Annotated in this window: 6 protein-coding genes and 2 pseudogenes; 5 read left to right on the forward strand and 3 right to left on the reverse strand. The window is 67.5% G+C overall.

Annotated features, from left to right (window positions below):
- Window positions 1–506: 506 nt before the first annotated feature.
- The 3 genes from QN245_RS01170 to QN245_RS01180 form a co-directional block, all read right to left on the reverse strand.
- Entirely contained in the window at window positions 507–3,542 is a 3,036-nt protein-coding gene (locus tag QN245_RS01170) for a TonB-dependent receptor (protein WP_317845425.1), read from the reverse strand.
- A 114-nt stretch (window positions 3,543–3,656) separates the two neighbouring features.
- Window positions 3,657–4,706 carry a FecR family protein gene (locus tag QN245_RS01175; protein WP_317844331.1) on the reverse strand — a complete coding sequence of 350 codons (1,050 nt, stop codon included), beginning with the start codon at window positions 4,704–4,706 and terminating at the stop codon, window positions 3,657–3,659.
- Window positions 4,687–5,259, reverse strand: a complete 573-nt coding sequence (locus QN245_RS01180; protein ID WP_317844332.1) for an RNA polymerase sigma factor — start codon at window positions 5,257–5,259, stop codon at window positions 4,687–4,689. Before QN245_RS01180 ends, QN245_RS01175 begins: the two co-directional genes overlap by 20 nt.
- Before the next feature lie 350 nt (window positions 5,260–5,609).
- Here QN245_RS01180 and QN245_RS01185 point away from each other — a divergent pair.
- The 5 genes and pseudogenes from QN245_RS01185 to QN245_RS01205 form a co-directional block, all read left to right on the forward strand.
- Window positions 5,610–6,131: pseudogene (locus QN245_RS01185) on the forward strand (cyanophycinase); the annotation flags it as partial.
- Window positions 6,132–6,395: 264 nt separating this feature from the next.
- Window positions 6,396–7,361: an isoaspartyl peptidase/L-asparaginase family protein gene (locus QN245_RS01190; RefSeq protein WP_317845280.1), complete on the forward strand. Its 966-nt coding sequence runs from the start codon at window positions 6,396–6,398 to the stop codon at window positions 7,359–7,361.
- 313 nt (window positions 7,362–7,674) lie between these two features.
- Window positions 7,675–9,834, forward strand: coding sequence for a peptidyl-dipeptidase Dcp (gene dcp / locus QN245_RS01195; RefSeq protein ID WP_317844333.1), 2,160 nt, complete (start codon window positions 7,675–7,677; stop codon window positions 9,832–9,834).
- 578 nt (window positions 9,835–10,412) lie between these two features.
- Window positions 10,413–14,912: pseudogene (locus QN245_RS21550) on the forward strand (RHS repeat-associated core domain-containing protein).
- Complete coding sequence (locus QN245_RS01205) at window positions 14,903–15,220, forward strand: hypothetical protein (RefSeq protein WP_184648117.1); 318 nt, start codon at window positions 14,903–14,905, stop codon at window positions 15,218–15,220. The pseudogene QN245_RS21550 and the gene QN245_RS01205 overlap by 10 nt, the downstream one beginning before the upstream one ends.
- The last annotated feature ends 94 nt before the right edge of the window (window positions 15,221–15,314 follow it).

Here is a 15,314-nt window from a genome sequence, read left to right on the forward strand (position 1 = left end):
GATCAGTCGGAAGACATGACGCCTGTTTAAGGGCGACAGGTCCAGATACAAGGAGCGGCTTCAGCCGCGACCGGGCATCGGGAAAGCTTCGGTCGCGGCTGAAGCCGCTCCTACAAAAAAAGCGCGTCGTACTTCATCGTCGATCCCGTACGATGCCTCAGCCATGGTCGAGGTTTCAGTCGTGATCGGCTTTCCCGATGCCCGGTCGCAGCTGAAGCCGCTCCTACAGGCAGCGGATCGTGAGTCCTTGTGGGAGGGACTTCAGTCCCGACGACGGACGGTGTCAGTCCGCGTTCGGTTTCGCGCGTCGCGACGGAATTCGCTCCCACAGGGAGCCTGCGTTGCATCGATGCTGCATTGCAGGGCCGGTGGAAATGCGCTGGACATGGTGCCTGCCTGCAAAGGTCAGGTGTCTGTTGTAGGAGCGGCTTCAGCCGCGACAGGCCTTCCCGGTAACGCCCTGTCGCGGCTGAGGCCGCTCCCGCACGATCGCTTCGACGCCTGCGCTACAGCGCGCTGCCGCCGAACTTCTGCGTGTATTGCAGGTACACGCTGCGGCCCACGGTGTCGAACCAGGACACGTCGTAATACGGGTACGCCGTGTAGGTGCGGTCGTGCGGCGGCATCTTGTCGAACAGGTTGGTCACCGTCAGCGACAGCTGCGCGTGGTCGGTGAAGCGGTGCTGCAGCGAGGCGTTGTAGCGATAGGTCGCCCCGATCCAAGGGCTGTCGCCGCTGGCCGGGTCGTAGACCTGGTCGTAGGAATCCGAGGTGGGCAGCCGGCCCAGGCGTTCGCCGTGCAGCGTCGCGGTCCAGGCGTTGCGCTCCCACGACACGCTGGCGCTGGCCTTGGTGCGCGGGATGTCGTAGCCGCTGTTGACCGCGAACTCATCCACCATCGCTTCGCCGGCGTACACCTGGATGTCGTGGCGGCGCACCCAGGTGTAGTTGCCGCTCAGGCGAAAGGTGCCGATGCCGGTGTCGAGGCGGTACTGCGCGCTCAGGTCGATGCCGTTGGTGCGCTCACGGGCGATGTTGATCGGATTGACGTAGACCCCGTACAGGCGGCCGTCGGCGCTGCGGGTGACCCGTGCCAGCGCCTGCTGGCAGGTGGTGGAGGTGGCCTGCAGCACGCCGAGGCGGCAGTCGGCCTCGTCGCGCAGCACCTGGTCCACGCGCAGGTCCTGCACCTGGTCGCGCATGTCGATGTTGAAGTAGTCCACCGACAGGTCCAGGTCCGCCAGCGGCGACCACACCAGGCCGGCGGTCCACGAGGTGCTGTTCTCCGGATCCAGCGCGCGGTTGCCGCTGCGGCCGCGGATCACCGCGTCCTCGTTGTAGCTGCAGTCCTGGATCGCCACGTCCGGTTCCTCGCTGGCGCAGCGGTAGTAATCGACCCCGGTGGTCTCGTCGTTGCCGGGGCCGGCATACACGTAGTGCAGATCCGGCGCGCGGAACGCGGTGCCGTAGGAGGCGCGCACCAGCAGCGTGTCCACCGGCCGCCACTCCAGCCCACCGCTGTAGGTGAACTTGCCCAGCGCGCGCCCGGCGAAGCGGTACTGGTCGTAGCGCCCGGCCAGGCTCAGCGACACCGTCGACAGCACCGGCAGGCGCAGCTCGCTGGCCAGCGCCCAGCGGTTGCGGCTGCCGTGGCCATCGGAGTCCTTCCAGCTGTAGTAGTAGTACTGCGTGGCCAGCGGATCCGGGCGCAGGTTGTAGCCCTGGTTGCCGAACTCGGCGGTCGCGGCGATGCCGGCATCGCCGCCGGGCAGCGAGAACAGCGCGGTGTTGGTGGCGGTGAAGGCGAGGGTGTCGGTGCGCGAGCGCGGCTGGTACACCGTGCGCTGAGCGATGCTGTCGTACTCGGCGCGGCTCAGCGGCGTGTACAGGCGCTGCGGGTCGGCGTTGAAGATCGGCAGCCCCGAGTCCTCGTCCACGCCCAGCTGCGGGCCGAGGAACAGCGCGTTGGCGCGCGCGGCGACGATCTGCGGCCAGCTGATCGTGGCCTGGTACTGCGAGTGGCTGAGGCTGGCCTCGTAGTCCCAGTCCGCGCCCAGGTGGCCCTTGAAGCCGGTGGTGACGCTGAAGGTCTTCTGCCGGGTGCGGATGGTGCCGGCGTTGAGGCCGCCCATTTCTTCCGGGCTGAACTGCCGGCCCCAGGCTTCCACCTGGTCGGTGGCCTGGTTGTAGAAATAACCCTGCTCGTTGCCATCCGGGGCCATGTAGCCCCATTGCGTCACGTCGCGGAACAGCGACAGCTCGTGGTAGCCCAACTGCACGTCGGCGAACCACTCGCTGCCGTTGTCGAAGGCGTAGCGCAGCGAGGCGTAGCCGTTGAAGCCGCGGCGCTTGTTGGTGATGGTGCCGTAGCCGATCGAGGCGCTGCTGCCGCAGAACGCGCCGTAGCCCGGGCGCGTGGCGTAGCCGGTGCTGCCGCCGTTGAGGCCGGACACTGACGCGCAGGTGTCCTCGCCCGGGTCGAGATAGTTGTCGTCGTAGTCGGTGCGCAGGAAGGTGCGCCGCGGCACCTGCGAACGCGCGGTGGGGCCGTCCAGGGTGCTGTCCTGGCGGCTGCGCTGATAGGCCCACAGCGGCGTCTGCGACACCAGTTCGGTGCCGAACACCGCATCGAAATTGCCGCGCGACCAGCCGCTGCTGAGGCTGAGGTTGAAGCTCTCGCCGCCGCCGCGGGTGGTGTCGCCGAAACGGTAGTCCAGCGTGGTGCCGTCGGCGTGCTTCTTGAGGATGAAGTTGACCACGCCGGAGATCGCGTCCGAGCCGTAGATCGCCGAGGCGCTGCCGGTCAGGATCTCGATGCGGTCGATCATGCCCAGCGGGATGTTGGAGATGTCGGTGAAGTTGCTGCGGCCCTTGAACGGCATCGGGAAGTCGGCGATGCGGCGGCCGTTGACCAGCACCAGGGTGTGGTTGGGGCCGAGCCCGCGCAGGTCCACCTGCTGCGCCCCAGGCGAGAAGTCCGCGCCGCTGGCCGACTGCGGGCTCTGCGTCTCGCCGCCGTTCTGGGTCATCGCGCGCAGCACGTCCGGCACCGAGGTGAAGCCGTTGGCCTTGATCTGCTCGGCGCTGATCACGCTGATCGGTGCGGGGCCTTCCACCTGCGTGCGCGGGATGCGCGAGCCGGTGACGCGCAGCGTGTCCAGTTGCGCCACCGGCGCATCGGCCGCCGCGGCCGGCGGCGGCGCGGCGGCACGGGCTGGCTGCGCGCGGGCCGGGGCCGGCTCCTGGCGCCGCACCAGCCAGGCGCCGGAGGCATCGCGCTGGGCAACGAAGCCGCTGCCGCGCAGCACCTGCTGCAGCGCCTGCGCCGTGTCCAACCGGCCGTGCGCGCCGCCGCTGCGGGCCTGGCCCAGTTGATCGGCGCGGTAGATCAGTTGCGCGCCGGATTGCCGCGCCAAGGCATCCAGCGCCGCACGCAGCGGGCCGGCGGGGACGTCCACCGCGCCGGCGGCGGCCACGGCAGCGGGTTGCGCCTGCGCCGCACAGGCGCTCGCATAGGCCATGCTCAGCAGCAGGGCGCGCATCGGATACCGCATCGAGTTTTCTCCCCAAACGGGCGCGGAGCGCGCCTCCGTAGCTCCAGGACGAACGAGACCGGCAAATCCCCCCGCCACCGCGACTCCCCGGCGCGGAACGGCTCACCGACTGTGCAACAGCACCGTGTCGCCGCGGCGCTCGGCGCGGATCGGGAACCCCTGTTCGAGCAGGCGCACGAAGGCGTCGACGTTGGACCAGCGCACGTTGCCGCCGACCCGCAGCGCCGCGGCGCCAGCGTCGGCGACCTGCAGCTTGACGGTGTTGTAGCGGTTGAACTCGGCCACCGCCGCCTGCAGCGGGGTGTCGTCGAAACTCAGGTAGCCGCTGCGCCAGTCCAGCACGCGCTCGGCCTCGGCCAGCGCCACCCGGCGCACCAGTACCCCGTGCGGACCGGCCTGGGCGATGCTGCCGGCGTGCAGCAGCAGCGGCGGCGCCTGCGGCGCGCTCGCCGATTCCAGCCGCACCGTGCCTTCGGTGACCACCACGCGCAGCGCATCGGCTTCGCGGCGCACCGCGAAGCGCGTGCCCACCGCCACCACCCGGCGCACGCCGCTGGCGACCACGAACGGCCGGTCCGGGTCCTTGCTCACCACGAAGAACGCCTCGCCGCGCTGCAGGTCGATGTGCCGCTGCGCGTGCGACAACGCCACCGCGATACGGCTGTCGCTGCTCAGCGTCGCCTGCGAACCATCGGCCAGGGCCACCGGGCGCAGCTGGCCGGTCACGCTGGCGTAGGCGGTCGGTACCGGTTCGCGCGCATGGCGCCAGCCCAGGCCCAGCACCGCGGCACCGATCAGCGCCGCCGCCAGCGCGGCCGGCCAGCGCCGGCGTGGCTGCGCGCGTGGACGTGGGGCGAAGTGCAGGTCGCGCAGATCGGGCGCGGCCGTGGCGGCCGGCACCGTCGTGCTGCGGCCGCCCAGGCCCTGCCAGCGGCCGCGTTCGGGCACTTGCCCATCGCGTTGGCCTGCCCCCAGCGCCTGCAGGCGCCCGCTCTCCTGCCAGGCGGCCTGCAGGCGCAGGAACGCCACCCGGTGCGCGGTGGCCGCGGCCAGCCATGCGTCCAGGCGCGCCTGCCGTGCGTCGGACCAGTCGCCGCGGTCGCGCCGCGCCAGCCAGGCCGCCGCACGCGCCTCAATCCACCTGCTGTCCATCGCGTGCCCGCGCCTGCATCGGCTTCGCCGGCGCAGCCGCGCCCTCGTCGCCATGGAAATGATCGGCCAGCAGGCGCATGCCCCGGGCCACCTGCTTCTCCACGCTCTTCTCGCTGATGCCCAGGCGCACGGCCACCTCCTTCTGCGGCAGTTCCTCGACCCGCCGCAGCCAGACCACGCTGCGGCAGCGGTCCGGCAACCGGTCGAAGGCGGCCGCCAGCCGGCCCAGCACCTGGCGTCCGCCGCACCAGCGCTCCGGCGACAACTCGTCTATGAGGACGTGCATCGACTCCAGATCCCCCACCGCCTCGATCGACACCACCCGGTTGCGGCGCAGGCGGTCGGTCATCAAGTGCCGCGCGGTGGCGAACAGGAACGACTTGGGCAGGCTCGGCCGGGCCTTGCCGGCGGCCTCGTAGACGCGCACGTAGATCTCCTGGCGCAGGTCGTGCCACTCCTCGCGATGCGGCCAGCAGCGCCGCAGGTAGCCGCTGAGCGCCTGCTCGTGGACGAGGATTTCTTGGACGAACCAATCGTCGAGGGAAGCGGGCATGGATCCCACATTAGCCGATCGCCGGCGCGTGCGGGCAAGTGCCGCGCGTCGAACATGGGAGGGTGGCGCGGCGGGGGGAAACCGTGCCGCCGTTCGTCCCCTCTCAGCAACGAGCCGCACGCTCGCCTGCCCGCCCGTTTCCCGAGGAGATCCGCATGACCCGTTCCGTCGGCATGTTCCGGCCCTGGATGTCGCTGCTGCTGGGCCTGTGCCTGGCCACGCCCGCCGTCGCGCGCGATTACCGCCAGTACCTGGTCGGCGACCCGGCCGCGCCCACACCCGGCCCGGTGTCGCCCGGCCTGCTGCTGATGGGCGGCGGCGACCGCAACTACGACGCGCTGCGCTGGTTCATGGCCAAGGCCGGGCATGGCCACGTAGTGGTGCTGCGCGCCTCGCAGGCGGGCGAGGTGGGCGAGGAGTTCTATCGCAAGGTCGGCGGCGTGGCCTCGGTGGAGACGTTCGTGTTCAGCGGCCGCGGCGCCTCCAGCGATCCGGCGCTGCTGCGCGCGCTGGCGCGGGCCGACGGCATCTTCATCGCCGGCGGCGACCAGTCGCGCTACGTGCACTACTGGAAGAACACCCCGGTGGCCGACGCCCTGGACGCGCACGTGCGCGCCGGCAAGCCGCTGGGCGGCACCAGTGCCGGCCTGGCGATGCTCGGCGAGTACCTGTACGGCTCAATGGACGGCGGCAGCATCACCAGCCCGGCGGCGCTGGCCGATCCGCTGGGGCCGGCGGTCACCATCGAGACCGACTTCCTGCACCTGGACCTGCTCAAGCGGGTCATCACCGACACCCACTTCCGCGAGCGCGACCGCCTCGGCCGCCTGTTCGTATTCCGCGCCAAGGCCGCCACGCTGGCGCCGCAGGGCGCGCCGCTGATCGGCCTGGGCGTGGACGAAAGCGCCGCGCTGGCGGTGGAGGGCGACGGCACTGCCCGCGTCTACGCCACCGATCCGCAGGCCGTCGCCACCGTGGTCGCCGGGCCGCTGCAACCGCCGACCCCGGCCGGGCAGCCGCTGCAGGCCGCCCGCATCGAGACCGTCGGCGTCGGCCCCGGCTCCACCCTGCACCTGCCCGACGGCCGCGTCGAGGCGCCGGTGTTCCACCGCTACTACGCCGTGCAGGACGGACGCATGCGCGAGATCCCGGCGACCACCCTGGTGATTCATGGCGGTGCCGGCGTCGAGCGCGCCAGCAGCAGCGCCGCCGACCTGGCCGAGGCGCGCGCGGCGATGGAACAGGCGTTGCGCACCGGGCAGGCGCTGCTGGCGCAGGGCAAGTCGGCGACCGATGCGGTCGCCGCGGCGATCGCCGTGCTGGAGGATTCGCCGCAGTTCAACGCCGGCAAGGGCGCGGTGTTCACCCACGATGGCCGCAACGAGCTGGACGCGGCGATCATGGACGGCCGCACCGGCAAGGCCGGCGCGGTGGCCGGCGTGCACCGGGTCAAGAACCCGATCGCACTGGCGCGCGCGGTGATGGACCAGTCCGAGCACGTGATGCTGGTCGGCGACGGCGCCGAGATCTTCGCGCGGCAGCACGGCATCGCCCTGGTCGATCCGTCCTACTTCCGTACCGAGAAGCGCTGGCGACAACTGCAGCAGGCGCTGAAGGAAGAGGCCAACAAGCAGGCGCACGCCGACCTGGAGACGGCCAAGCACTTCGGCACGGTCGGTGCGCTGGCGCTGGACCTGCAGGGCAACCTGGCCGCCGGTACCTCCACCGGCGGCATGACCAACAAGCGCTACGGCCGCGTCGGCGACTCGCCGATCATCGGCGCCGGCACCTACGCCGACAGCCGCTGCGCGGTGTCCGGCACCGGCTGGGGCGAGTTCTACATCCGCGCGGTGGCCGCCTACGACATCTGCGCGCGGGTGAAGTACGCCGGGCAGAGCCTGGCCCAGGCCGCCGATGCGGTGATCGACAGGCAGATCCCCAAGGCCGGCGGCGACGGCGGCGCGATCGCGCTGGGCGCCGACGGCAGCGTGGCCTTCCCGTTCAACACCGAGGGCATGTACCGCGGCTGGATCGGCGCCGACGGCGTGCCGCACGTGGCCATCTTCAAGGACGAGGCGTTGCCGCTGCCCGGCGGGCAGTGAGCCGGCGCGCCGGCCCGCTCCGCGGTGCCGGCCGCTTCCTTGCGATTGGCCGGCGCCCGTACCGCCGACCGTCTTGCCCCCTGGCAGGCAAGGGTCCTTTCCGGGTCGAACGCGGTGGCCGATGCGAGGACGCCGTGGGCGAGGTGCAGGAGCGAGGTCACCCTGCCGGCGCTGGCGCCAAGCCCGCGCCCGGCGATCTGTACGCCGGCTGGCTGCCGTACCGGGCCGAGCCAATGGCACATGCCGCTGCCAGGCAAACCCGGTAACGTGGGCGGCTGTCTTGGCCCCAAGGTCCTCCCAGGAGTTCCACCTCATGTCGCGTAACGTCGTTCTGGCCGCCGCCATCAGCCTGGCGCTGGCCGCCTGTTCCGGTAAGGAGTCCACCCCCGTGCCCGCCGCCCCCGCTGCTCCGGCCGCCGCGCAGCCCGCCGCCGCCGCCAACCCGCTGCTGACCCCGAGCACGCTGCCGTTCCAGGCGCCGCCGTTCGACAAGATCAAGGACAGCGACTACCTGCCGGCCTTCGAAGAAGGCATGAAGCAGCACCTGGCCGAGATCCGCAAGATCGCCGACAACCCGGAACCGGCCACCTTCGCCAACACCCTGGAAGCGATGGAGCGCAGCGGCGAGACCCTGACCCGCGTGTCGCGCATCTTCTTCGGCCTGGTCCAGGCCGACACCAACGATGCCCGCCAGAAGATCCAGGAAGAGATCGCGCCCAAGCTGGCCGCGCACCAGGACGAGATCAGCCTGGATCCCAAGCTGTTCGCGCGCATCAAGAGCCTGTACGACCAGCGCGACACGCTGACCCTGGACCCGGAGCAGAAGCGCCTGGTCGAGTACGAATACCAGGAGTTCGTGCGCGCCGGCGCGCAACTGTCCGACGCCGACAAGGCCACTCTGCGCAAGCTCAACGTCGAAGAGACCACCCTGGCCACGCAGTTCCACACCAAGCTGGTCGCGGCCACCGCCGCCGGTGCGGTGGTGGTGGACGACAAGGCCAAGCTCGACGGCATGTCCGACGGCGACATCGCCTCGGCCGCGCAGGACGCCACCGCGCGCAAGCTCGACGGCAAGTACCTGCTGGCCCTGCAGAACACTACCCAGCAGCCGGTGCTGGCTTCGCTGAAGGACCGCGACCTGCGCCAGCAGGTGATGGCCGCCTCGCAGTCGCGCGCCGAGAAGGGCGATGCCAACGACACCCGCCAGACCGTGCAGCGCCTGGCGCAGCTGCGCGCGCAGAAGGCCAAGCTGCTCGGCTTCGACAGCTATGCCGCCTACAGCCTCAGCGACCAGATGGCCAAGACCCCGGACGCGGCGCTGAAGCTGCTCACCGACACCGTGCCCGCCGCCACCGCCAAGGCGCGCAGCGAGGCCGCGGAGATGCAGAAGGTGATCGACGCGCAGAAGGGCGGCTTCAAGCTCACCGCCGCCGACTGGGACTTCTACGCCGAGCAGGTGCGCAAGGCCAAGTACGACCTCGACGAAGCGCAGATCAAGCCGTACTTCGAACTGGACAACGTGCTGCAGAATGGCGTCTTCTACGCCGCCAACCAGCTGTACGGCCTCACCTTCAAGGAACGCACCGACATCCCCACCTACCACGACGGGATGAAGGTCTATGAGGTGTTCGACAAGGACGGCAAGTCGCTGGCGCTGTTCTACACCGACTACTTCAAGCGCGACAGCAAGTCCGGCGGCGCCTGGATGGACGAGTTCGTCGGCCAGAACGGCCTGACCGGCACCAAGCCGGTGGTCTACAACGTCTGCAACTTCACCAAGCCCGCCCCGGGCCAGCCGGCGCTGCTGAGCTTCGACGACGTCACCACCATGTTCCACGAGTTCGGCCATGCGCTGCACGGCATGTTCTCCAACGTGAAGTATCCGACCCTGGCCGGCACCGCCACCTCGCGCGACTTCGTCGAGTTCCCGTCGCAGTTCAACGAGCATTGGGCGTCGGATCCGAAGGTGTTCGCGCACTACGCCAAGCACTACCAGACCGGCGAGGCGATGCCGGCCGACCTGGTGGAGAAGATCAAGAAATCGCGCACCTTCAACCAGGGCTACGCCACCACCGAATACCTGTCGGCGGCGCTGCTCGACCTGTCCTGGCACACCCTGCCGGCCGACGCGCCGCTGCAGGACGTGGACAAGTACGAGGCCGACTCGCTGAAGAAGTACAAGGTGGACCTGCCGGAAGTGCCGCCGCGCTACCGCACCACCTATTTCGACCACATCTGGGGCGGCGGCTACTCGGCCGGCTACTACGCCTACTTCTGGGCGGAAGTGCTCGACGACGACGCGTTCCAGTGGTTCAAGGAAAACGGCGGCCTGTCGCGCAAGAACGGCGACATCTTCCGCGCCAAGATCCTCTCGCGTGGCAACACCGTCGACCTGGCCACCCTGTACCGCGACTTCCGCGGCAAGGACCCCAGCGTCGAGCCGCTGCTGGAAAATCGCGGCCTGAAGAACTGATCGGCGCGTCGCCGATCGGGTGTGTCGAGAACGGGATGGCCTTGCGGCCATCCCGTTTTTCGTTGGGGGAATGTGCGGTTGCTAATGCAGCCGTTCGCTTCCCGCAGGCAGCACGACCGGCTCCAGCGTATAGACCGCACACGCCTCACGCACGCCGTTGGGCGTCGCTGCGCGCAGTGGCTGGCAGGCGATCTTCAGCAGCAGCGCTCGCATTAGCGCCGGCCGGCGTGCTCGAGCTCGATTTCTGAGCTGCCTACGCGGCAGTGAACGCTAACGTGGCTTTCCATCCTCGCCAGCATAAGGTTTCCTCGGCAACAGGACGCCTCCTCTGCTCGCTGGAGTTGTTGCTGGTAGGCAGATGCGATCACTGCTTTAAGCTTGTCCACGACGTGCAAAGCAGCGCCGAGTAGTCGAAGGACGACCGCTTGGCGCCCAGTCGTCAGGTGGGGATCTCACAAGCGAAGAAATCCAACGGCTGTCTCAGAATTTGCAACAAGGACCGGTAAGATGGCGCCGCCAAGGAGCTGCACGCTGCGGCTACCGGCACTACAACTCAATCGATGCTCAAGGACGAAGCTATGCCGAACCCCCACGTTCGTGCCGCCCGCCGTTTCGGCGGTGCCTCCCTGCTGCTGCTCGCCGGCGCGCTAGCGACCTTCCCCAGTGTGGCGGTCACCCCGAAGCGGCAATATGGGCCGCCGTATGTCGGGGATTCCAGCAATGGTTCGCAATCGTTTGCCACCGTGAACGAGGCGGTGCAGTTCGTCATCGATGGCGCCATGCGGGTGTGCCAATCCAATGGCTGCGAAAAACCGCCCGTCTTTACCGTGTCCTACAGCGACGGCTTCGCGGCCGCGAGCGTGTATCAAAACGGCCATTGGTGGGGCGATGTCTACGCCAACGATAAGATTGTGGGCGAAGGCCAGCCGGTCAAGAACACGGGCAGTTGCAACACCGGGTGCACCGGCGGGCTTGGCCAGGCCGGCGACAACACCGGCCCGCATGGCAGCAGCGGCAACGCGGCTCTGAAGCAAGGGGGGGTGCATCGGGGAACCGCCTTCGAAGGCGACCCCATCAATACGTCCACGGGCAACATGTTCCGCCAGGACACCGACTACGACTCGCCGACCTGGCTGACCCTGCGCCGGTTCTACAACAGCAAGACCTTCGTGACCGCGGTGACGCTGGGCAAGCAGTGGCGCCACTCCTTCGAGCGTCGACTGGATCTGATGCTGTCGGGCGTCGCCAATGGAGGCAGCTTTATCGATGTCCAACGGCCTGACGGTGTGGTGGAACGGTTTCGTCCCAGCAACGGCGCGTGGGCGCCGGATCCGGACATCGCCGATACCTTGACCGAGCGCCGCGACAGCGCCGGCGTGTTGCTGGGCTACTCCCTGGCGGTGGCGGCGACCCAGCAGACCGAGCTCTACGACACCGCCGGCCTGCTGCGCTCGGTGTTCGATCGCATGGGCCAGACGGTGTTGACCTTGCAATACAGCGACCTGCCGCCGGTCGCTGGCAGCAAGCCGCCGCCGAACCTGCTGCAGCGGGTCACCGATGCCGGTGGCCGCTCGCTGAACTTCGCCTACGACAGCAACAACCGCCTGAGCACCGTCACATTGCCCGACGGTGGCACATTGACCTACGGCTACGACAGCATCGGCAACCTGACCTCGGTGCAGTATCCGGACGGCAAGACGCGCCAATACGTTTACAACGAGGCCTCGCTCACCTCCAACAAGAGTCAGCCGACGGCATTGACCGGCGTCGTCGACGAGAAGGGCGTGCGCTTCGAAACCACACGCTATGCCAGCAGTGGCGATGCGATTGCGTCGAGCTTCGCCGGCAACGTCGATGCCATCTCGGTCGAGTATTCGGCCTCCACCTCCAACTGGGCCACCCCGGCCGCAGTCACCTCGCCGCTGGGATTCAGGACCTTTCTGACATACACCGACACCGGCTACGGCTCGCTCAAGCCGACCGGTGCCAGCGTGCCGTGCGGTCAACAATGCAATCAGCCCTGGAAGGCGCTGACCTACGACGACAACGGGTATCCGGCGTCGAGGACCGACTTCAAGGGCACGGTCACCAAGACCACCTACACGGCCGGTGGCCTGCTGACCCAGCAGATCGATGCGTCGGGGACTGCGCAGCAGCGCACGACGAACACCACCTGGAACACCAGCCTGCGCGTGCCGCTGACGCGCACGGTGCTCGATGCGACCGGCGCCACGACCGCCAAGACGGTGTGGGCCTACAACGCCCGCGGCCAGCAGACAGCACGTTGCGAGATTGATCCGGCCGTATCCGCCGCCATGAGCTACAACTGCGGTAGCACTGCCAACGCGCCGACCGGCGTGCGCCAGTGGCTGACCAGCTACTGCGACGCCGTGGACGGCACGCAGTGTCCGCAGATCGGCCTGGTGCTGAGCCAGGACGGCCCGCGCACGGACGTGACCGACACCATCACCTACCGCTACTACCTGACCGCCGACGAATCCGGCTGCAGCAACATCGGCGGTGCCTGCCATCGCGCTGGGGATCTGTATCAGGCCATCGACGCGCTTGGCCGGGCTACCACGTATGTGACCTACGATCGCAACGGGCGCCCGACGCGCACCCAGGACGCCAATGGCCTGATTCGCGACCTCACCTACACGCCACGCGGCTGGACCGCCTAAAGCACGTTGCGCGCGAACGCTGATGGAATACCGTCCGACCAGGATCAGACCACAGTCGTGGCCTACGATGAGGTGGGGAGCATCAAAAAGGTGACCGACCCCGACGGCACGTTCGTCACCTACGGTTACGACGCCGCGCATCGCTTGACCGACGTGACCGATGGTGCCGGCAACACCATCCACTACACGCTGGATCCGTCGGGCAACCGGGCCAAGGAAGATATCAAGGACGCGTCGGGCAACCTCACGCATACGCTATCGCGTCTCTACAACCGAATTGGCCAGTTGGCGACGCAGGCCACGGCCGAAGCCGATCCGACCGACTTCAGCTACGACGACAACGGCAACGTGCAGTTGGTCACCGACGCGCTCAAGCACAAGACCCAGGCCGACTACGATCCGCTCAACCGGGTCAAGCAGACCACGCAAGACGTGGGCGGCATCGCCGCCAAGACCCAGTTCGACTACGACGCGCTGGACCGCATCGCGAAGGTCACCGATCCCAAGGGCCTAGCCACGGTCTACCAATACAACGGCCTGGGCAACCTGTTGAAGCTGACCAGCCCCGACACCGGCGTGACCAGCTATACCTACAACAATGCCGGCGACATGGTCACGCAGACCGATGCGCGCGGGACCAAGACCAGCTATCTCTACGATGCGCTGGGGCGCCTGACCAAGACCAACTATGCCGACAAGGCGCTGATCGCCACCTACACCTATGATGCCAGCGAGAACGTGTGCGCGGCCGGGGAAACCTTCGCGCTGGGCCGCTTGAGCAAGTTGCAGGACGGCAGTGGCACGACCCAGTATTGCTACGACCGGTTCGGGCGCGTGGTGCGCAAGGTGCAGACCACCAACGGCAATGCGTTCGCGCTGCGCTACGCCTACACCAAGGGTGGCCGCCTCAGCCAGGTGACCTATCCGGACGGCGCCGTTGTCGACTACGTGCGCAACGCCCTGGGACAGCCCACGGAGGTGGGCGTCACGCCCGCCGGCGGCGTGCGTCAAAAACTGCTGAGCGGCGCGACTTACTACCCGTTCGGCCCCAGCGCTGGCTGGACTTATGGCAACGGCCGTCCGTTGCAGCGCGTGCTGGACAAGAACTACCGCCCGCTGGCGATCCAGGACGGCCGCAAGGATGGCCTGAACATCGGCTTTGGCTTCGATGCGGCGGGCAACCTCACTGCGCTGACCGCGCCGGGCAACACCGCACCCGTGGTGAAGTTGGGCTATGACAACCTGAATCGGCTGACCGCCTTCAAGGATGGCCCGACCGGCACGCTGATCGATGGCTACAGTTACGACGCCACCGGCAATCGCCTCAGCGCCCAGGTCAACGGCGCCAGCCAGACCTACACCTATCCAACCGACAGCCACCGCCTGGCGAGCGTGGCTGGCGCAGCGCGCAGCTACGATGCCGCGGGCAACACCACGGCCATCGATGGCACGGCCCGCACGTTCGCCTACGACGCGACGGGGCGCATGAGCCAAGCCACGCGCAATGGCACGTTGGCGATGGAGTATCGCTACAACGAGCGGGGCGAGCAGGTGCGCCGCTTCCTCGGCACCAACAACACCTACACTGTCTACGACGAAGCCGGCCATTGGATGGGCGACTACGACACCAACGGCAAGGCGGTCCAGCAGGCGATCTGGCTCGATGACCTGCCGGTGGGGGTGCTGGCGGGGGCCGCACTGAACTACGTGCAGCCGGACCACCTAGGCACGCCACGGGCGGTGATCGACTCGGCGCGAGACGTTGCCATCTGGGCTTGGGACATCAAGGGCGAGGCCTTCGGCACTACGCAGCCGAATCAGGATCCGGACAACGACGGCACTGCGTTCGTGTTCAACCTGCGGTTCCCGGGTCAGCGTTACGACAGCGCAACGGGGCTCAACCAGAACTATTTCCGCGACTACGACGCTGGCGCTGGCCGGTATGGGCAGAGTGATCCAGTAGGCTTGGGAGGCGGGCTCAATACTTATGCCTATTCGGAATCCAGTCCCTTTGCTAATAGTGATCCGTATGGACTAACTATCGTTGTTCCGCCGTGGTGGTCCATATCTTCGCCGAAGCCCGCTTTGACGCCTCGCCCAATAACGGCCCCTATTGATCCGGCTATTCCGGTTCCAGGCACTTCATCCAATGACCCCTTGGGTGAATATTGCCAAAGCCTTGCGAGAAGAATCGAAAACACCAAGAAGGAGATCTATGAAAAGAGATATCCAGATCTTGGTAAGGATCCTAATCCTCTCCCTTGGCGTATAGGGCCAGGAGAGAAGTTGAGAGATACTATTCGAGGACATGAGAAGCTGCTGAATAGAAGGCTAAGGGAGTTGAGGCAGCTTGAGGACGAATATGACCAGAAGTGTCGTATAGTCGCGTGCACTTAGATTCCAATTTGGATGGGTTGAAAGTGGCTAAGAAAACAGAATTTCAGCGGGCTGCGGGCAAGCTCATCTCTGCCATTCAAAAGGAGTGGGGCGAAGAGCTTGGTGAGAAAAATGCTGATTTCTCGGAAGATGTTATGAATGCTGCGCACGACATCCTGCAATGCAGAAGCTCTGAAAAATTGAGAGACATGTTAGGTGGGAAGAACGTAAGACAGCATCTGGGGGATGTTTGGGTGCAGCGGCATCCCAGCGTGAAGCCCGCCATTGCGGAACTAGAACGAGTCGTTGCCGCTGACTTGGGGGCATAACAGGCGTGGGGTTTTCTGACACTGCGATCGTAAGCTCCCCTATCTGGCAGACACCGCATAAGTAGATCTTTCTGGCATCTTTCCCCAGCCAGGA

Source organism: Xanthomonas rydalmerensis, from assembly GCF_033170385.1.
Lineage (GTDB): Bacteria > Pseudomonadota > Gammaproteobacteria > Xanthomonadales > Xanthomonadaceae > Xanthomonas_A > Xanthomonas_A rydalmerensis.